The organism is Enterobacter cloacae complex sp. P27C (genome assembly GCF_014895705.1).
Taxonomy (GTDB): domain Bacteria; phylum Pseudomonadota; class Gammaproteobacteria; order Enterobacterales; family Enterobacteriaceae; genus Enterobacter; species Enterobacter bugandensis.
In genome coordinates, this window is record NZ_JADBQB010000005.1 from 11,720 (window position 1) to 34,175 (window position 22,456).

The following is a 22,456-nucleotide window of genomic DNA, read 5'->3' on the forward strand; positions in this document are numbered from 1 at the left end:
TAATGGGTGTTTTTTCCCAGGGATAGCTACATCCGTCTGGTGGATATATCCACAGGGATCCGTACACCTGCAAGGAGAGGAATATGAGTAACGTAAAGGTTGTTGATGTCATCATTCGCAAAACGGCGGAGAAAACGAAATTAACCGGCGAAGGAAATCTGTCGGTCTCTATTTCATCGCCGAGCGTGATTGAAATTCAGGGCTCTGCTCAGGACGTGGTGCGTTATGTCCGCCAGGGTAAAGACCTTCTCATTTATATGAAGGACGGCAGCGTTATTCGCTGCAATAACTATTTTGTTGAAGATCCTGAAACCCAACATCAGTCAGAGCTGGTGTTCAACGACGGGCAGGAACTGACTCATCTCTCTTTTGCCGATGCCGGGGAAGCATCAGGCGTTGCCGCTACTGAATTAACCGCGCAGGCCACACCCATTAGCAGCATTGAACCCTTCCTGGAGCAGGGAAGCGCCCTGAGCGATGCCCCGTGGGGCTGGATTGCAGGGGCGGCGTTAGGCGGCGGTGCTATCGGCGCACTGCTGGCCCACGGCGGTGACGGCGAAACCAAAACGAAAGTCATTGATAACACAAAAGAAGTGGAAAGCGCCACGCCGACCTTCCTGCTGTCGGACAAGGTGGGCGACAAGCAGGGAGTGCTGAGCGCAAACGCCCTCACGGACGATAACGCGCCGACCTTCAGCGGTACCGGTCAGCCGGGCGCGACCATCCAGATTAAAGACGGCAGCGGCAGCACCATCGCCAGCGCGATGGTCGGTAAAGACGGCACCTGGACGGTAAAACTCCCGACCCAGGCCGACGGAGAGCACACCTGGTCGGTGGTGCAGATCGACGGCAGTAAAACCACGTCAGCGGGCAACATCACCGTGACCGTCTCTACGTCCGAGGCCACGCTTACGCTGGCGACAACGGCGGGTGACAACGTGATTAACGCCAGCGAAAAGTCCGCAGGCTTTACGCTGTCCGGCAGCAGCCAGCATCTGGCGCAGGGAACCGACGTTTCCGTAACGCTGAACGGCAAAACCTACACCGCTCAGGTGGGAGCAGACGGCGCGTGGAGCGTTAACGTGCCTGCGGCAGACGCGCAGGCGCTCAGCGACGGTACCTGGACCGTCAGCGTCAGCGGCAAAGACGCGGCGGGTAACACCGTGAGCGTAAGCCAGACGATTGGCGTGGATACCGCTGCGCCAACGCTCTCCGTCGATACGCTCGCGCAGGACAACATCATTAATGCCGCTGAGCACAACCAGCCGCTGACGCTGAGTGGTAAAACCAACGCGGAAGCCGGGCAGATTGTGACCGTGACGCTGAACGGCAAAAATTATAACGCCACGGTGGGCAGCGACGGCACCTGGTCCGTCACGCTGGCGGCCAGCGAGGTGCAGGCCCTTAATGAGGGTCACCACAGCCTGACGGTGAACGTCAGCGACAAAGCAGGCAACGGCTCGTCCGTGACCACGGATTTCACGGTAGATACCAACGCGCCGGTCGTCATCATCAACACCGTCGCGGGCGACGATATCCTCAACACCAGCGAGCAGGGACAGGCGCAGATTATTTCCGGGCAGGCGAGCGGCGCGGCGGCAGGCGATGTCGTCACCGTGACCGTTGGCGGCCAGACCTTCACCGGCGTCGTACAGGCAGACGGCAGCTGGAGCGTGGGCGTTCCTGCCTCCGTCGTCGGCGCGCTGGGTGAGGGCAACCACACCATTGCCGTCTCCGTCACCGACGCAGCGGGGAACACCGGTAGCGCCACGCACGGCATTGCGCTGAGCGGTAACCCACCGGAATTTACGATTGACGCCATCAGCCAGGACAACGTGCTGAATGCCCGGGAGGCAATGCAGCCGCTGAGCCTGAGCGGCACCAGCAACCTGCCGGACGGCAGCGCCGTTACCGTGACGCTGAACAACGTCAGCTATCAGGCGACCGTCGAAAACGGTATCTGGGCGGTTCAGGTGCCGGTATCCGACGTCCTGAATCTGGCGAACACCCTTTATAGCGTCAGCGTCAGCGGCACCGACAGCGTGGGTAACAGCGGCTCCGCAGAGGCGAATCTGCTGGTCGATACCGTGCTGCCGAAGGTGATCATTAACACCTTTGCGGGGGATAACCTGGTTAATAACGCCGAAGCGGGCGTGGACCAAACCCTCAGTGGCCGCGTTACCGGCGCGGCGGCGGGCGATACGGTGTCTGTTAGCGTCGGCGGTAAGAGCTACAGCGCCACGGTGGGCAGCGATCTGACCTGGAACGTCACAATCCCTTCAGCGGATCTTCAGGCGTTTGGCGACGGGGATTTGACCTTTACCGCCTCCGTGACCAACGGGCACGGTAATACCGGCACCGGCGAGCGCGATATCAATATCAACGCGGAACTGCCGGGTCTGCGCGTAAACACCATTTCCGGCGATGACGTAATCAACGCCATCGAGCAGCAGCAGGATCTGACCGTCACCGGCGCCAGCACCCATCTGGCCGCAGGTACGCCGATTGTCGTCACCATCAACAACGTCGACTATCAGGCCGTGGTGACCGCCAGCGGCGGCTGGAGCATTGGCGTTCCTGCTGCGGATTTGCAGGCCTGGACGGCCGGAGGTATGACGGTCAGCGTCAGCGCAGAAGATGCCTGGGGCAACACCGTTGCGGCTGAACACCCGATTGAACTCGATCTCAACGCCGTGGCGGTCACCATTGATACCGTCTCCGGCGATGACCTGCTGAACGCGGCAGAAAAAGGGAGCGATTTAACCCTTTCCGGCCAGACGCAGGGCGTGGAGGCAGGGCAAACCGTGGTGGTGAAATTTGCCGACCAGACTTTTACCGCGCAGGTGCAGCAGGATGGCTCCTGGAGCCTGACCGTCCCGGCGAACGCCATGGAAACGCTGATTGACGGGCGGGCGCAGGTAAGCGTCAGCGTGACCAACGTCAGCGGCAACAGCGCGGACGCCTCACGCGTGGTGACCGTCGATACGCAGCCGCCGACCATTACGCTCGATAATCTGACCGACGACAACATCATCAATGCGGCAGAAGCGCAGCAGGATCTGGTGCTCAGCGGCAGCACAACCGCTGAAGCGGGCCAGACGGTCACCGTGACGCTGAACGGCAAAAACTATCAAACTACCGTGCAATCTGACGGCACCTGGACGCTGAACGTGCCTGCCGCCGACGTTGGCGCGCTGGCAGACGGCACTGTTACCGTGACGGCCTCCGTCAGCGACGTGGCAGGTAACAGCAGCAGTGCGGACCGCGTTGGGCTGGTGGATGCCACCGTGCCGCAGGTGACCATTAATGACTTTGTTACCGACACCAACACCGTTAACCAGCTGGCCCATTCTCAGGCGCAGATCCTGAGCGGCTCCGTCACCGGCGCGGCGGCGGGCGATTTGGTCACCATCACTATTAATAACGTGGACTACACCACCGCGGTGGACGCGGCGGGCAACTGGAGCCTCGGCCTGCCTGCATCCGTCGTTCAGGGGCTGACGGACGGCACCTGGACCATTAACGTCTCCGTGACCGATCGCTCCGGCAACACCGGCAGCAGTTCTCTGGATGTGGTGGTGAATACCGTGACGCCTGTTATCGGTATTAACACCCTGGCCGTAGATGACGTGATCAATGCGGCAGAGAAGGGTGAAGATCTGCTGCTTTCCGGTACCAGCAACCAGCCGGAAGGGACCACAATCACCGTAAACCTGAACGGTATCAACTACACCGCCACCACTAACGCCAGCGGCAGCTGGAGCGTAACCGTGCCTGCCTCTGCGGTGAGCGCGCTGGGCGAAGCCAATTACACCGTGACGGCGAGCGTTACCGATAATGTGGGCAACAGCGCCTCAACCTCGCACGATGTGCTGGTGGACAGCGCGTTGCCGGTAGTCACTATCAACACTTTCGCGACCGACAATATCGTCAACGCGGCGGAAGTCACCGCAGGGCAAACCCTGACCGGGAAGGTCTTTAACGCGGCATCGGGCGATACCGTCACGATTATCCTCGGCGGTCAAACATACACCGCTACCGTGCAGGACGATCTCTCATGGAGCCTGCCGTTAACCGAGAGCCAGTTAACCGCGCTCGGCAACGGCGAACTGACCGTATCGGCCAGCGTCACCAACGCACACGGCAACACCGGTTCGTCTTCGCTGGACTTTACCATCGACGCCCAACTGCCGGGCCTGCGTATTGATACCGTGGCGGGTGATGACGTCATAAACGTCATTGAGCACGCTCAGAACCTGATTGTTTCCGGTTCAAGCACCGATCTGGCAGCGGGCAGCACCGTCACGGTGACCATTAACGGTAAGATCTATTCCGCAACCATACTGGCGGACGGTACCTGGCAGGCGGCGGTTCCGGCAGCGGACGTGTCCCAGTGGGCGGACGGTTCGCTGGATATCAAGGCAAGCGCGCAGGACCCTTCCGGCAACCCGGTGACTATCGGCACCGTCGTGGACGTCGATCTCGCGCCGGTCGCCGTCAGCATCAACAGCGTGACCGCGGACAACGTGCTCAACGCGGCAGAAAAAGGTCAGGATCTGGTGCTTTCCGGCTCCTCCGCAAACGTAGAAGCGGGCCAGACCGTCACCATCACCTTTGCGGGTAAAACCTACACCACGACGGTGAACGCCAACGGCGACTGGACGTACACCGTACCGGCAGCCGATTTGAGCGGCCTGAAGGACGGCGACGCCAGCGTGCAGGTCAGCGTGAGCAACGTGAACGGCAACGCGGCGTCGTCTGCGCAGGAGTTCAGCGTCGATACCGCCGCGCCAACGGTGACCATCAATACCATCAGCGGCGATAACATGCTGAACGCGGCTGAGGCAGCGCAGGATCTGACCCTGAGCGGGACGTCCACTGCCGAAGCAGGCCAGACGGTCACCGTAACCTTCAACGGCAACCAGTACACCGCGCAGGTGCAGGCCGACGGCAGCTGGACGCTGGACGTGCCGGCAGCCGATCTGGCGGGCATTACCGACGGTAACGCCACGGTCACGGCTTCCGTATCCGACAAAGCCGGCAACCCGGCCAGCGCGGATGCCTCCGTGCTGGTGGATACCACCGTGCCGCAGATTAGTTTTAACATCGTTGCGGGCGACGACATCGTGAATATTGCCGAGCACGGCCAGGCGCTGATCGTCTCCGGCAAGGTCACGGGCGCGCAGGCGGGTGACGTCATTACCGTCACCCTGAACGGCAAAGACTACACCGCGATGCTGGACGCGTCCGGAAGCTGGAGCGTGGGCGTTCCGGCGGCAGACGTGGGCGCGCTGCCTAACGGCGAGCAGACGATTTCCGCGATCCTCACCGACAAAGCGGGTAACAGCACCACCGCCACGCATGAATTTGACGTCTCCCTGGCCGCGCCGGAGATTGCCATCAATACCCTGGCGCTTAACGACGTGATTAACGCGGTCGAGAAAGGCCAGGATCTGCTGATTTCGGGCACCAGCAACCAGCCGGAAGGTACAGCCATTACGGTGATCCTGAACGGCATCAGCTACGCCGCGACCACCAACGCCAGCGGCGGTTGGAGCGTGACCGTTCCGGCGGCGAACGTCTCTGCGCTGGGCGAAGCGACCTATACCGTCACGGCAAGCGTGACCGATAGCGCAGGCAACGGCGCGAACGCCAGCCACAGCGTGCTGGTCGACAGCGCGCTGCCGCAGGTTACCATTAACGCAATCGCCATCGATGACGTGATTAACGCGGCGGAAGTCGCTTCCGGACAAACCCTGAGCGGGAAGGTGAGCGGCGCTGCGAGCGGTGACACTGTCACCCTTTCAATCGGCGGCAATACGTATACCGCGACGGTTCAGGACGATCTGAGCTGGTCGGTCAACGTGCCTTCCGCGGTCTTAACCGCTATCGGTAACGGCGATCTGACGGTGTCAGCCAGCGTCACTAACGGCCACGGCAACACCGGCTTCGGCGAGCGCGACATCACCATCGACGCCAATCTGCCGGGCCTGCGCATCGATACCGTGGCGGGCGACGACGTGATTAACAGCATTGAGCATGCGCAGAACCTGATTATTACCGGCTCCAGCGACGGCCTGGCAGCGGGCGCGGCGCTGAGCGTGATCGTCAACGGCAAAACCTACGCGGCCACGGTGCTGGCAGACGGTACCTGGACGGCGGCCATTCCGGCGGCAGACGTCAGCGCGCTCGGCGCAGGCACGGTCACCGTGAAGGTCGAGGGAAATAGCGCGGCAGGCAACCCGGTCTCCATCAGCCACGACGTGAAGGTCGATCTGGCGACGGTTGCTATCAGCATTGACGCGATTGCCACCGACGACGTGATTAATGCGGCAGAAAAAGGCGCAGATCTGGTGCTTTCAGGTTCCACCAGCAACGTGGAAGAGAACCAGACGGTTTACATCACGTTCGGCGGCAAGTCCTACACGGCGAAAGTGGATGCCAGCGGCAACTGGACGGCGACCGTGCCGTCGGCAGATCTGGCTGGCCTGAAGGATGGCGACGCCAGCGTGCAGGTGAGCGTCACCAACGTAAACGGCAACAGCGCCTCGGCGGGACGCGAGTACGGCGTGGACGCCACCGCGCCGACGGTCTCCATCGAAATCGTCAGCGACAACAACATCATCAATGCCGCCGAAGCGCAGCAGGATCTGGTCGTCAACGGCGTCTCTAACGCCGAAGCGGGCCAGACCGTGACCGTCACGCTGAACGGCGTGGATTACACCACCACCGTGCAGGCAAACGGCAGCTGGAGCGTGACCGTGCCTTCTGCGGATGTGGGCGCGATTACCGACGGGAACTATACCGTCAGCGCCGCCGTGTCGGACAAAGCGGGCAACCCGGCCTCCGCTGCTCGCGATGTGCTGGTCGATACCACCGTGCCACAGCTGACCATCAACACCGTTTCCGATGACGACGTGATCAACAGCGCCGAGCATGGGCAGGCTCTGATCGTCACCGGCTCAGTGACCGGCGCGGCGGCGGGCGACGTGGTGACCGTCACCATCAATAACAAAGATTACACGGCGACGCTGGATGCGTCCGGCAACTGGAGCGTGGGCGTGCCTGCGGCGGACGTCGGTGCCCTGACCGCCGGGGATTACACCATCACCGCGGCGCTGACCGACAAAGCCGGAAACAGCAACAGCGCGACGCGCAAGGTGGAAGTCAACCTGAGCGCGCCGGTGCTGACCATCGACACCGTCTCCGGTGACGATGTGATCAACAGCAGCGAGAAAACGCAGGATCTGACCATCACCGGTACGGCTTCCGGACTGGCGGCGGGCGCGGTGGTGACCGTGATGCTCAACGGCAAAGCCTACAGCGCCACGGTTGAGGCCAACGGTAAATGGTCCACGACGGTTCCGGCGAGCGAAGTGGGTCAGTTGGGTGAAGCGCTTTACACCGTCACTGCCTCGGCAACGGACAGCGTCGGCAACGGCACCAGCACCTCGCACACCGTCAACGTGGAGTCCGTTCTGCCGGGGGTGATTATCAACACCGTCGCCGGTGACGACGTGATTAACGCGGCGGAGCTGGCTGCTGGCCAGACCATTAGCGGTAAGGTGGTGAATGCCGAGGCGGGCAACACCGTGACCGTAACGATTGGCGGCAACAGCTACACCGCAACGGTACAGAGCGATCTGACCTGGTCCGTCGATGTACCGGAATCGGTCCTGACGGCGCTGGGCAACGGCGATCTGACTGTAACCGCCAGCGTGACGAACGGCGTGGGCAACAGCGGCAGCGGCGAGCGTGAGATCGCGATAGACGCCAGCCTGCCGGGCCTGCGCGTGGACACCGTGGCGGGCGACGACGTGATCAACAGCATCGAACACGGACAGAACCTGATTATTACCGGTTCCAGCAATGGTCTGAGCGCAGGCACGGCGCTGACCGTTACCGTCAACGGCAAAACCTATCCCGCGACGGTACTGGCGGATGGTACATGGAGCGCGGCTCTCCCTTCTGCGGACGTAAGTGCCCTGGCAGCGGGCACGGTCACCGTGACCGTTGAGGGCCAGAGCAGCGCGGGCAATCCGGTTTCCATCAGCCACGATGTGACGGTGGATCTGGCGAACGTCGCTATCAGCATCGACGCCATTGCCACCGACGACGTGATTAACGCGGCGGAGAAAGGGGCGGATCTGGTGCTCTCCGGCACCACCTCAAACGTGGAGGAAAATCAAACCGTCACCATCACCTTCGGCGGCAAGAACTACACCGCCACGGTGGACGCGGCGGGTAAGTGGACCGCCACGGTGCCGGCTGCGGATCTGGCGGGCCTGAAGGACGGCGACGCCAGCGTGCAGGTAAGCGTCACCAACGTCAACGGCAACAGCGCCTCTGCGGGCCGCGAGTACAGCGTGGATGCCACCGCGCCGTCCGTCACCATTAATACGATTGCGACTGACGACATCCTGAACGCCACGGAAGCGCAGTCTGACCTGGCGATTTCCGGCAGCAGCACCGCCGAAGCGGGCCAGACCGTGACCGTGACGCTGAACGGCAAGGACTACACCACAACCGTCGGCGCGGACGGCAGCTGGACGCTAAACGTTCCGGCGGCGGATCTGGCGGCGCTTAATGACGGCAGCGTCACCGTTACCGCGAGCGTGAGCGACAAGGCGGGCAACCCGGCATCCGTAAACCATAACCTGACGGTGGACGTGACCGTCCCTGCGGTCACCATCAACGCCGTGGCGGGCGACGACGTGATTAACGTCGCCGAACACGGTCAGGCGCAGATTATCAGCGGCACCGCCACCGGCGCGGCAGCGGGCGATAAGGTCACCGTTACCATCGGCGGCCAGACTTACACCACCATACTGGACGCGGCGGGTAACTGGAGCGTGGGCGTCCCGGCCAGCGTGATTTCCGGCCTCAGCGACGGCACCGTGACCGTCACTGCGTCTGTTACCGACGCGGCGGGCAACACCGGCAGCGGCACCCATAACGTGACCGTCGATACCGGGCTGCCGTCCGTGGGCTTTAACGCCATCAGCGGCGACAACGTTCTGAATGCGGTGGAAAAAGGTCAGGATCTGAGCGTCAGCGGCACCAGCGCCAACCTGGCGGAAGGCACCGTGGTGACCGTGACCCTGAACGGTAAAAACTACACCGCAACGACCGCTGCGGACGGCACCTGGAGCCTGACGGTTCCGGCTGCGGATCTGGCCGGTCTCGGTCAGGCCAGTTACACCCTCAATGCGACCGCCACCAACGGCGTGGGCAACAGCGTGAGCAGCGCTGCGAACCTGCTGGTCGACACCGCGCTGCCGACCGTCACCATCAACACCGTGGCGGGCGATAACGTTATCAACGCGGCGGAAGTGGCGGCAGGCCAGACCCTGAGCGGTACCGTGGCGAATGCCGAAGCGGGCAACACCGTAACCGTGACCGTTGGCGGCAACAGCTATACCGCAACGGTGCAGAACGATCTGAGCTGGTCCGTGAACGTGCCGTCTGATGTGCTGACCGCACTCGGCAACGGCAGCCTGAGCGTGACGGCAACCGTCACCAACGGCCACGGCAACACCGGCACCGGTGAGCGCGATATTACGATCGACGCTAACCTGCCGGGCCTGCGCGTGAACACCGTGGCGGGCGACGACGTGGTCAACAGCATTGAGCATGCGCAGAACCTGATCGTTTCCGGCTCCAGCGACGGGCTGGCGGCGGGCACTACGCTGACCGTTACCGTGAACGGCAAAGACTATTCGGCGACGGTGCTGGCGGACGGCACCTGGAGCGCGGCGGTTCCGTCTGCGGACGTGAGCGCGTGGCCGGAAGGCACAGTAAAAATCAGCGTCACCGGCGACAGCGCGGCGGGTAACCCGATCACCATCAGCCACGACGTGACCGTGGATCTGGCTACCGTTGCCATCAGCATCAACGCCATTGCCACCGACGACGTGATCAACGCGGCGGAGAAAGGGGCGGATCTGGTGCTGTCCGGCGCGACCACCAACGTGGAAGCCGGGCAGACCGTCACCCTGAGCCTGAACGGTAAAATCTACACCACTACCGTAGAAGCAGACGGCAACTGGACCTATACCGTGCCGGCTGCGGATCTGGCGGGCCTGAAGGACGGCGACGCCAGCGTGCAGGTGAGCGTCACCAACGTGAACGGCAACAGCGCTTCGGCGGGCCGCGAGTACAGCGTGGATGCCACCGCGCCGTCCGTCACCATTAATACGATGGCGACTGACGACATCCTGAACGCCACGGAAGCGCAGTCTGACCTGACGGTTTCCGGCACCAGCACCGCCGAAGCGGGCCAGACCGTGACCGTGTCGCTGAACGGCAAGGACTACACCACAACCGTCAGCGCGGACGGCAGCTGGACGCTGAACGTTCCGGCAGCGGATCTGGCGTCGCTCAGCGACGGCAGCGTCACCGTGACCGCGAGCGTAAGCGACAAGGCGGGCAACCCGGCATCCGTAAACCATAACCTGACGGTGGACGTGACCGTCCCTGCGGTGACCATCAACACCGTGGCGGGCGATGACGTGATTAACCTCGCTGAGCACGCGCAGGCGCAAATCATCAGCGGCACCGCCACCGGCGCAGCAGCGGGCGATAAGGTCACCGTCACGATTGGCGGCCAGACGTACACCACCGTGCTGGACGCGGCGGGTAACTGGAGCGTGGGCGTCCCGGCCAGCGTGATTTCCGGCCTCAGCGACGGCACCGTGACCGTCACTGCGTCTGTTACCGACGCGGCGGGCAACACCGGCAGCGGCAGCCATAACGTCACCGTGGACACCGGGCTGCCGTCCGTGGGCTTTAACGCCATCAGCGGCGATAACGTCCTGAACGCGGTGGAAAAAGGTCAGGATCTGAGCGTCAGCGGCACCAGCGCCAACCTCGCGGAAGGCACCCTGGTGACCGTGACCCTCAACGAAAAAAGCTACACTGCAACGACCGCCGCAGACGGCACCTGGAGCCTGACGGTTCCGGCGGTGGATCTGGCGGGTCTGGGCGAAGCGAATTACACCCTGAGCGCAGCCGCGACCAACGGCGTGGGCAATAGCATCAGCAATACGGCGAACCTGCTGGTCGACACCGCGCTGCCGACCGTCACCATCAACACTGTGGCGGGTGATAACGTCATCAACGCGGCAGAAGTGGCGGCAGGCCAGACCATCACCGGTAAGGTGGCGAACGCGGAAGCCGGTAACACGGTGACGGTGAACATCGGCGGCAACAGTTACACCGCGACGGTGCAGAGCGATCTGACCTGGTCCGTGAGCGTGCCGGAGTCCGTCCTGACGGCGCTGGGCAACGGCGATTTGACCGTGTCGGCGACCGTCACCAACGGCCACGGCAATACCGGCGCGGGCGAGCGCGAAATCGTTATAGACGCCAGCCTGCCGGGTCTGCGTATCAATACCGTGGCGGGCGATGATGTGATCAACAGCATCGAGCACGGACAGAACCTGATCGTCACCGGTTCCAGCGACGGGCTGGCGGCGGGCACCACGCTCACCGTGACCGTTAACGGCAAAACCTATGCGGCCTCCGTGCTGGCGAACGGTACCTGGAGCGCGGCGATCCCGGCCGCAGACGTGGGTGCCCTGGCAGCAGGCGCGGTGACCGTCACCGTGGCAGGCCAGAGCAGCGCGGGCAACCCGGTCTCCATCAGTCACGACGTCACCGTCGATCTGGCGGCCGTGGCTATCAGCATCGATGCGATCGCCACCGACGACGTGATTAACGCGGCGGAGAAAGGCGCGGATCTGGTGCTCTCGGGCAGCACCTCGAACGTGGAGGAAAACCAGACCGTCACAATCGCCTTCGGCGGCAAAACCTACACCGCGAAAGTGGATGCCGACGGCAACTGGACGGCCACCGTGCCTTCCGCGGATCTCGCGGGCCTGAAGGACGGCGACGCCAGCGTGCAGGTGAGCGTCACCAACGTGCACGGCAACAGCGCGACGGCGGGCCGCGAGTACAGCGTGGATGCGACCGCGCCGACCGTGACGATTGATACGGTGGCAGGTGATAACGTGATTAACGGCAGCGAAGCGGCTGCGGGCGTGGCCATCTCCGGCACCACCACGGCGGAAGCCGGGCAGACGGTCACCGTGACGCTGGGCGGCAAGAGCTATACCGCTCAGGTGCAGCAGGGTGGTATCTGGAGCGTCAACGTACCGGGCACTGACCTCTCCGCACTGGCCGATAACGGCTACACCGTGCAGGTCAGCGTGAGCGACGCCGCGGGTAACCCGGGCAGCGCGGGCAAAGCGATTACGCTTGATACCACACCGCCGTCCGTCAGCTTTAACGTCGTGGCGGGCGATGACGTCATCAACAGCGTGGAGCACGGGCAGGCGCAGATCGTGAGCGGCACGGCAACCGGCGCGAGCGTCGGCGATAAGCTGGTCATCACCATCGGTTCAAACCAGTACACCACCACCGTTGACGCCAGCGGCAACTGGAGCGTGGGCGTTCCGGCCAGCGTGATTTCTGCCCTGACCGACGGCACCGTGACCATTAGCGCGACCATTACCGACAGCGCGGGCAACAGCAGCACCCAGACTCACGATGTGGTGGTGAATACGGCTTCCGTGGCGCTGACGGTGAATACCCTCAGCGGTGACGACGTCATCAACGCGACAGAAGCGGGTAGTTCGCTGGTGATTAACGGCTCCAGCGCCCAGTTCGCCAGCGGGACGCAGGTCACCGTGACGCTGAACGGCAAGACCTATACGGCCGCCATCCAGAACGACGGCAGCTGGACGACCACCGTTCCGGCCGCAGACGTGGGTGCCCTGGCCGATGGCGCGAGCTATCAGGTATCCGTGTCGGCGCAGGACAGCGCGGGCAACAGCGCCTCGGCGACGCACGGCATCAGCGTGGATACCACCGCGCCTGTCGTGAGCATTGCGACACTGTCGGGTGACGACATGCTGAACGCGCTGGAAGCGCAGCAGCCGCTGACGGTACACGGATCGTCCAGCGCGGAGGCGGGCCAGACCGTCACCGTGACGCTGGGCGGCAAAACCTACACTGCGCTGGTGGGCAGCGACGGCACCTGGACGCTCGATGTGCCGGCGGCAGATCTGGCTATCCTGAGCCAGGGGGCGCTGACGGTCACCGCGTCGGTCAACGACAAAGCCGGTAACGGCGGCCAGACCACGCACACCTTAACGGTGGATACCGCTGCGCCGACCGTGACCATCAGCACCGTGGCGGATGACGATATCGTCAACAATGCGGAGCAGCTGGCGGGTCAGACCATCCGCGGCACCACCACGGCAGAACAGGGCCAGACGGTGACCGTTTCCTTCAGCGGGCACAGCTATCAGGCGACCGTCGGGGCGGACGGAACGTGGTCGGTCTTCGTGCCGGGGCGTGATTTCCTCGGCCTGAGCGACGGGGATTACACCATTACCGCGTCGGTAAGCGACAGGGCGGGCAACCCGGGTAGCGCAACGCATGACGTGACGCTGAACGGTGATGTCCCAACCATCACCATTAACACTTTTGCGCAGGACGATATCGTCAACGCGGCCGAACACGGCACGCCGCTGGTCGTCAGCGGCACCACCGACGCGCCTGCGGGCCAGACGGTGACCATCACCCTGAACGGCAAAACCTACGCGGCGACCGTGCAGAATGACGGCACCTGGAGCTACACGGTGGGCAGCGCAGACGTCACCGCCCTGGCAGACGGCGGTTCGTACGTGATTAAGGCGCAGGTCAGCAACGCTATCGGCAACAGCGCCAGCGATAACCACACCGTCACCGTCGATCTCACCGCGCCGTCGATGGGCATCAGCATTGATTCGCTGCAAAACGACACCGGCCTGAGCGCGACGGATTTCATCACCAACGATAAGCAGGTAGTGGTCAACGGCTCCCTGACCGCGCAGCTCGGCAATAACGAGAAGGCGCAGATCAGCCTCGACGGCGGCACCACCTGGATTGACCTGACGGTGACCGGCACCACGTGGCGCTACACCGATGGCCGCACCCTGACGGACGGTTCGTATCAGTACCAGGTGCGGGTGATCGATAGCGCGGGCAACGTGGGGGCAACGGACAGCCAGGACGTGGTGATTGACCTGACGAAGCCTGCGGCAACGACCATTACCGTGGATTCCGTCACCCAGGATACAGGCCTGTCCGGCAGCGACTTTATCACCAGCGACAACCAGATCAGCCTGAAAGGGACGCTCGGCGCGGCGCTGGGCAGCGGCGACCACGCGCAGATCAGCCTCGACGGCGGCGTCACCTGGACCGACGTCAGCGTGAGCGGTCTGACCTGGACCTACGTGGACGGTCGTACGCTGGCCGACGGGGATTACAACTACCAGCTGCGCGTGATTGACGACGCGGGCAACATCAGCGCCACCGCCAGCCAGGTCGTGACGATTGATACGGTTGCGCCGGACGCCAGCAAAACGATCGCTATCGACAGCATCAGCGACGATACCGGCCTGAGCAGCAGCGACTTTATCACCAACGATACGTCACTGACGCTGCACGGCTCGCTCGGCGCGACGCTGGCCGACGGCGAGTATGCCCAGATCAGCATCGACGGCGGCGTCACCTGGCAGAACGTGATTGTCACCGGCAACAGCTGGTACTACGTGGACGGACGTACGCTGGGTAACCAGACCTATGACTACTACGTGCGCGTGGTGGATGCGGCGGGCAACGTGGGCGCCAGCGCCCATCAGCAGGTGACCGTCGATACGGTCGCCCCGGATGCGGCGATTACGGTGACGGTGGATAACATCACCGTGGATACCGGCTTCGACAATAACGACTTCCTGACCAGTTCGACCTCGTACACCCTGCATGGCACGCTTGGCGCAGAGTTAGGGGCGGGTGAGTACGTGCAGGTGAGCATGGACGGCGGCAGCACCTGGGTGTATGCCACGATAAGCGGTACCCAGTGGCGCTATAACGACACGCGCACTCTGGCCGACGGGGATTACAGCTATCAGGTGCGGGTTGTCGATCAGGCGGGCAACGTCGGTGCCACTACCACCCAGACCGTGACGGTGGATACCCAGGCGCCGCAGTACGGCATCACCATCGACAGCATCAGCGATGATACCGGGCAGTCCGGGAGTGATTTCATCACTATGGACACCACCCTGACCATCAACGGCTCGCTGGGCAGCGCGCTGGCGAGCGACGAGAGGGTGCAGATCAGCCTTGACGGCGGAAACACCTGGGTTGACACCACGGTGACTAATCAGCGCTGGACCTACACCGATACCCGCGATCTGCCTGACGGGGATTACACCTACCAGGTGCGGATTATCGACCAGGCGGGCAACGTCGGCTCCACCGCCTCTCAGGTGGTGACGGTGGACACCACGCCGCCAGCTACGGTAGGCACGGTAGTGAGCTATACCGACGGTGAAGGCGAGCGTCAGGGCACCTTTGGCAGCACGGTGGCCACGGACGATAACGCACCGCTGATCAACGGTACGCTCAACCGCGCCCCTGAAGACGGCGAGATCGTCCAGCTATACCGCGACGGCGTTCTGCTCGGTCAGGTGACCATGAACGGCAGCGCAAGCTGGTCCTTCCAGGATAACGGCCTGAGCGATGGCAACCACACGTACATCGTGCGTGTGACCGACAAAGCCGGTAACTACACGGAATCCGACGGCTTCGTGCTGAACGTTGATACCAGTATCCCGACCACCACGGCGGCGATTACCGCCCAGACCACGTCAGATACCACCCCAATCGTCAGCGGTACCGTCTCCGCCGACCTGGTGAATGGCGAGTATCTGGTGGTGACGGTGAACGGGAAAACCTACACCTCCCAGACGGGGGGGGCCGTGGTAGTCGACCCGGATCACAATACCTGGTACCTGCAGATCCCGGACGGCGATGCCCTGAGCGTGGCGGGCTACAGCGTGACGGCGCAGGTGAAGAGCAGCGCGGGTAACGGCAATACCACCGGTACGGCGACCGGCAGCCTGGTGATTGATACCACCACGGTGAATACCGACTGGGCAACCACGGCGGGGAACAGCAACAACTCCACCATGACCCTCGGCATGAACAGCAGCGGTCTGTGGAATATCATTGCGAACACTCAGGCTTACTCCAGTAGCGATAGCTCGACCTATGCCGGCAATACGCTGACTAACACCCGCGGCTACTACGTGGTGAGCCAGACCGCCGCCGACTTTGACCGTAACGGCACGCAGGATATCTTCGCGACCGAGAATACCTACGCCGGGTCTACTCAGGTGATGTGGACCTACGATGGCAGCACCTATAACGCCAGCCAGCTGGCGATGGGGACCACTATCTGGTACGGCGGCGTGATTGCGTACGATAAAACCGGCGATGGCTATCTGGATCTGGCGTACGGCGATGCCGGTATGGACTCACTGACCTACCTGGTGAACAACAACGGCGTCCTGTCGCCGGACGGCACCGGCGGGGAGGGCGGTTTCTACGGTCAGTTCGACTCCGGGCGTGAAATCTCCGGCGTCGACCTGAACAACGACGGTACGGTGGATATTGTCCAGCACACCAACCGCAGCGGCGCGTACTCGTTAACCGTGATCAACAACAACGGCAACGGCACGCTCTCCATCGGCCAGAACCTGACCAACGTGTTTGTGGTAAACGCCGCGAATACCACCACGGCGGCGTCCATGACGTGGGCGGATTTCAACGGCGATGGCTACATGGATCTGTACCTGGGCAGCAGCTACAACAACAACGGCGGGGTGATCTACTACAACGACGGTACCGGGAAGCTCTCGACCACCAAGAGCGCGGTGGAAGCCTCTAACGCCACGGCGGGGTATCTCTCGGTGGCGGTGGACTGGAACGGGGACGGGCAGATGGACATCATCAAGCTCAGCACCTACGGCGGTTCACAGACGGCGACGCTGTTCACCAACAACGGCTACGGTTCCAGCTGGACCGCCAGCCAGCTTAAAACTGGCCTGGCCTACGCCACCGGCGTGGCGGCAGTGGACTACAACTGGGACGGCGCGAAGGATCTGCTGGTGTCGCAGCAGAACGGCAAGGTGGTGCTGGTGCAAAACAGCGCCAAAATTGCCGACGGTACCGCGATGCACCTGCACATTGTCGACAGCGAGGGCATCAATGCCTTCTACGGCAACACGGTCAATCTGTACAACGCCGCGGGCGTGTTGGTGGCTTCGCAGATCATTAACGCCCAGTCTGGTATTGGTTCGAACGATACCTCTGCGCTGGTGAGCTTCTACGGGCTGGATCCGAATGAAACCTATTCGGCCGAGATCCTGAAGATCACCAACGGCGTGTCGGATAACGTCACCTGGAGCGGTCTGGAGGCGGGCAACGGCAAAGAGGGCTACGTTCTGACGGCCGAAGCGGCCACCGGCGGCCACAGCGGGACCCTCACCGGGACCGGGTATAACGACACCTTTATCGCAGAGGATGGCACCTATACCTACAACGGTTCCGGCGGCTGGAATACCCATTCCGACTACGACACCTGGAGCAACACCGGCGGGATGGACGTGGTGGATTACCGCAATGCGACTTCCGGCGTAACCGTTGATTTGCGTCTCTCTACCGCGCAGGACACCGGGTTCGGTACGTCACGACTGCTCAACATTGAGGGCATCAACGGCTCGAACTTCGACGACGTCATTACCGGCAACAGCGGTGATAACCAGTTCGAAGGCCGCGGCGGGAACGACACCTTCAACATCGGCAGCGGCGGTCACGATACGTTGCTCTACAAGCTGATCAACGCGTCGGACGCGACGGGCGGTAACGGTCACGACGTGGTGAACGGCTTCACAGTCGGCACCTGGGAAGGGACCGCGGACACGGATCGTATTGACCTGCGCGATCTGCTCTCCGGCAGCGGCTATACCGGCACGGGCTCGGCGAGCTATGTGAACGGCGTGGCCACGCTGGACAGCAGCGCGGGCAACATTACCGATTATGTCCGCGTGGTGCAGAACGGCAGCAATACCGAAATCCAGGTGGATCTGGACGGTACCGGCGGCCAGTTCTCACCAACCACCCTGGTGACGCTGAACGGCGTGCAGACGGACCTGGCGACGCTGCTGGCGAATCATCAGCTGTTAATTGCGTAAACCAACGCCGCGGGGAGTAATCCTCGCGGCCTTTTGGCGTTTCTTTACACGAATGGCGTTAACCCGGAGATTATGAAGACACATCCACAGTACGAACCCTGGCTGCAGGGCATGCTCATCATCGCGAAGCACTACCGGCTGGACTTTTCGGTGGAGCACGTTCGGGTCACGATTAACCATGAAAGTCAGTCTCCGCGCCAGCTGGTGCTGGAGGAGATGGCGCGCCAGCTAGGGCTGGGAATGCGCGTGGCGACGGATGCAACATCTCTCGATCCGTGGCGCCTGCCGCTGCTGGCGGAATTCACTGGCGGTCAAATCGCGGTCATTAACCGCATGGATAACGAAGGCAACGTCAGCCTGCAGTTCAGCGGCGACGGCGGGCTGGAGACGACGCTAACGCGGGACGCGCTCGGCTCACGGTTGAAAACGCTGCTGGTACTGCGCCCGCTTGAGTCCACGCCGGATGCCCGCGTGGACGACTACATCAAACCGTATGAGAAAAACTGGTTCTGGCAGCTGGCGCTGAAGGACTGGCGCCGCTACAGCGACATCATGCTGGTGGCGCTGGTCGCTAACGTGCTGGCGCTCTCCGGCATGGTCTTCTCCATGCAGGTGTACGACAGGGTGGTGCCGTCGCAGTCGGAGGCCACGCTGTGGGTACTGTTTGGCGGCGTCATGCTAGCCATCGTGTTTGAATTCATCATGCGCATGCTGCGCGTGCATATTTCGGACGTGGTGGGGAAACGCGCCGACCTGCGCATCTCAGAACGCGTCTTTGCCCACGCGCTGCGGATTAAAAACGGGGCGCGCTCCAAATCAACCGGATCGTTTATCGCCCAGATCCGCGAGCTGGAGTCGGTGCGCGAGCTCATCACCTCGACCACCATTGCGGCGATCTCCGATCTGCCGTTCTTCCTGCTGTTCGTCTTTATTCTGTGGATGATTGGCGGCCCACTGGTGCTGGTGGTCCTGCTCGCCGTGCCGCTGCTGCTCATTCCGGGCCTGCTGGTGCAGCGCCCGCTGGGGAAACTCTCCAGCGAAGGGATGCGTGAATCCGCCATTCGTAACGCGACGCTGGTGGAGGCGGTGCAGGGTATTGAAGACATCAAGCTGATGCGCGCCGAGCAGCGTTTCCAGAACCAGTGGAACAACACCAACGACGTGGCCGCCAGCGTCGGCATGAAGCAGCGCTGGCTGACGGGGCTGCTGTTGACCTGGACCCAGGAGGTGCAGTCCATCGTCTATGCGGTGGTCCTGCTGGTGGGCTGTTACCTGGTCATCAGCGGCGACATGACCACCGGTGCGCTGGTGGGAACCTCGATTCTGGCATCGCGTACCATCGCGCCGCTGTCGCAGATCTCTGGCGTGCTCTCGCGCTGGCAGTCGGCAAAAGTGGCCCGCAAGGGGCTGGATGACCTGATGCAGCGCCCGATTGACGATCCGCAGCACGGGAAGAAGGTGCATAAAGCCCACCTGCGCGGGGATTACCGGCTGGAAGACGTCGGCTTCTACTATGACGAGGAAGAGAAACTCACCGTGCTGAACATCAGCAAACTGCAGATTCGCGCCGGTGAGCGCGTGGCGGTGCTCGGGCGTAACGGCTCCGGTAAAAGCACGCTGCTGCAGCTTCTGGCGGGCATGCAGGAGCCGCAGCAGGGGAGCATTCTGCTGGACGATATTGCTCTCAATCATCTGGACCCGGCCGACCTGCGTCGCGACATGCAGCTGCTTAGCCAGCAGGCGCGGCTGTTCTTTGGCTCCGTGCGGGACAATATCCTGATGGGGAACCCACTCGCCACTGACGATGAAATTCATCAGGCGCTGGTCAATAGCGGCGCGCTGGAGTACGTGCGTAAGCAGAAAATGGGGCTGAACACCATCATCAACGAGGGCGGAACGGGCCTCTCCGGCGGACAGCGTCAGGCGCTGCTGCTGGCGCGCGCGCTGATCACTGCCCCGAATATCCTGCTGCTGGATGAGCCTACCGCCTGGCTGGACGAGATGAGCGAGAAGCAGTTTATTCAGCATCTTCACAAATGGCTGGGCAAGCGCCGGACGCTGGTGGTGGCAACGCATCGCCTGCCGATTCTGGATTTGGTCGACCGCATTATTGTACTGGAAAACGGCAAGGTGGTGATGGACGGTCCGCGCGACGCGATCCTGCATCAGCACGGGCTGGCGCCGCAAAAGGCGGCACAGCGCACCGTGACCATGAAGCCGGCGGCTGTAGCAGAGGAGGGTGCGGCATGAACGATTTCTCCCGTTATAACAGCCGTCTGAAAGAGCCGCGCCTGCCGCGATCCTCGCTGGTGGCATGGTCGCTGTTCGCCCTGCTGGCGGTGTTTATCGCATGGGCGAGCCTGTTCCAGCTGGACGAAGTCACGACCGGCAGCGGCAAGGTGATACCGTCCTCCCATGAGCAGGTGATTCAGTCCCTGGAAGGGGGGATTATCCACAGCCTGCTGGTTCGCGAAGGCGATATCGTTGAGCGCGGTCAGCAGCTGGCACAGCTTGACCGGACTAAAACCGAGTCCAGCGTGCTGGAGAGCGAGTCTCGTCTGAACGCGGCGCTGGCAACGGCTGCGCGACTGAAGGCCGAAGTTAACGACACGGAACTCGCGTTTCCCGAGGAGCTGGACGATGACGTTGAGCTGGTCAAACAGGAAACGGCGCTCTATCAGTCCCGTCGCGAGAGCCTTGAAAAAGGGCTGAACGGCTTACGTCAGGGCGCCGAGCTGGTGCAGCGCGAGCTGTCGTTAACCCGTCCGCTGGTGACCCAGGGGGCGGCCAGCAAGGTTGAGGTGTTACGTCTTGAGCGTCAAAAAAATGAGCTTGAGAATAAAATCACCGAGATGAAAAATCAGTATTACGTCCGCGCCCGCGAAGAGCTGGCGAAAGCCAACGCGGAGATTGAAGCCCAGCGTTCGGTGATGAAAGGGCGTGAGGACTCCCTGACCCGGCTGACCTTCAACGCGCCGGTGCGTGGGATTGTGAAGGATATTGACGTGACGACCGTGGGCGGCGTTATTCCCCCGAACGGCAAGCTGATGAGCCTGGTCCCGCTGGACGACCAGATGGTGGTTGAGGCGAAAATCTCGCCGCGCGATGTCGCGTTTATCCACCCCGGCCAGAAAGCGCTGGTGAAAATTACGGCCTATGACTACTCCATCTATGGCGGGCTGGAGGGCGAGGTGACCATGATTTCGCCGGACACCCTGCAGGACGAGGTGAAAAGAGATGTCTACTACTACCGCGTCTATATCCGCACCGACAGTAACCACCTGACCAATAAGCAGGGCAAAGACTTTCCGGTCTTTCCAGGGATGATTGCAACGGTAGATATTAAAACCGGCAGCAAAACCATCCTGGATTATCTGTTGAAACCGCTGAACAAGGCAAAAGAGGCGCTGCGCGAGAGATAAAGATTGGCGTTCGGGATACCGAACGCCATTTGTATTATACCGTTGACGTTACGTTGTTTGGGTGGCGTCGCTCCTTCGGCACCACGTTAATGTAATGAGTAACATAGGCGAAATATAATCCGGCATAGTTTTCGACCAGTTCGAAAAACGCCGGATACACCGACAGGCGACCGTCACCGCGATCTTTAAGATAACCTGCCTCATGCGCCGATTTGATAATCCGGTTGACGTGGATCCGGGAGACAAAGAATTCTTTAGCGAGCGTGCTGGCGGAGTATTGAATAACCGCGCCGTGGGCGGATTTGTTTTTTATGGCCTGCAGGTAAAGATACAGCATAATCATGCGGCCTCCATCCTTATCAATAAATAACCCCACTTCCGGTAAAACTTTTCTGAACGTTAATCCCCGAAAAAGATATTCTGCCGCGCGGCGGAAGAAATTATTTCTCAATGTGTCATTATCCAGCAGGTTAACATCAATATTAAACGTCGGGTAAAGAATGCTGACGGGTAAAAATGCACCGGACATATAGCGTTTGAGTTCATTCAATCCTTTTTCGGTTGGGGCAATTCTCGTTTTTCGCCGGTCTTCCGTACAGCGCCAGGTCCTGATGCGTCCCGTGGTTCTGAGTAACGTAATGATCGCAATAACGCTGTTGGGGCTGGCTATTTTATAGCGGGAACATAACTCTTTTATCTCTGAGACGGATTCGGCCTGATTGCCAAATATAAAACAACACATGGAAAGAATAATGTTAAACCGTGATTCCTGAAGCATTGTCTTGTAGAACAAGGGTTGTTTTTTGTAGATGGCGTCATTGATTGTGTAGTGCTCTAATATTGCCTCACTAAACCGCGGGTTGCTTTTTATAACATCCCTTCGATGTAGCAAGGCCCTGGATGAGATGTGATTATCCATAGCATTTTTCTCGTATTTGATGAGCC

Annotated in this window: 4 protein-coding genes; 3 read left to right on the forward strand and 1 reads right to left on the reverse strand. The window is 61.6% G+C overall.

Annotated elements, in window-relative coordinates; translation table 11 throughout:
- The first annotated feature begins 83 nt into the window (after window positions 1–83).
- The 3 genes from IM291_RS11250 to IM291_RS11260 all read left to right on the forward strand — a co-directional run bounded on the left by IM291_RS11250 (window position 84) and on the right by IM291_RS11260 (window position 21,511).
- Window positions 84–18,089 carry an Ig-like domain-containing protein gene (locus IM291_RS11250; protein ID WP_192986880.1) on the forward strand — a complete coding sequence of 6,002 codons (18,006 nt, stop codon included), beginning with the start codon at window positions 84–86 and terminating at the stop codon, window positions 18,087–18,089.
- Window positions 18,090–18,161: 72 nt separating this feature from the next.
- A complete protein-coding gene (locus IM291_RS11255) occupies window positions 18,162–20,339 on the forward strand; it encodes a type I secretion system permease/ATPase (protein WP_047368514.1) in 2,178 nt (725 codons plus the stop codon).
- The gene (locus IM291_RS11260; protein ID WP_192971043.1) at window positions 20,336–21,511 is read left to right on the forward strand and encodes an HlyD family type I secretion periplasmic adaptor subunit; all 1,176 of its coding nucleotides are present in this window, start codon (window positions 20,336–20,338) and stop codon (window positions 21,509–21,511) included. Before IM291_RS11255 ends, IM291_RS11260 begins: the two co-directional genes overlap by 4 nt.
- A gap of 34 nt (window positions 21,512–21,545) precedes the next feature.
- Here IM291_RS11260 and IM291_RS11265 read toward each other — a convergent pair whose 3' ends face one another.
- Window positions 21,546–22,430: a hypothetical protein gene (locus IM291_RS11265; protein WP_028013087.1), complete on the reverse strand. Its 885-nt coding sequence runs from the start codon at window positions 22,428–22,430 to the stop codon at window positions 21,546–21,548.
- Window positions 22,431–22,456: the final 26 nt, after the last annotated feature.

Bases quoted from the DNA above. Each gene is read 5' to 3' on its own strand.
- IM291_RS11250 (WP_192986880.1), top strand. From the start codon at position 84: ATGAGTAACGTAAAGGTTGTTGATGTCATCATTCGCAAAACGGCGGAG.
- IM291_RS11255 (WP_047368514.1), top strand. From the start codon at position 18,162: ATGAAGACACATCCACAGTACGAACCCTGGCTGCAGGGCATGCTCATC.
- IM291_RS11260 (WP_192971043.1), top strand. From the start codon at position 20,336: ATGAACGATTTCTCCCGTTATAACAGCCGTCTGAAAGAGCCGCGCCTG.
- IM291_RS11265 (WP_028013087.1), bottom strand. From the start codon at position 22,430: ATGGATAATCACATCTCATCCAGGGCCTTGCTACATCGAAGGGATGTT.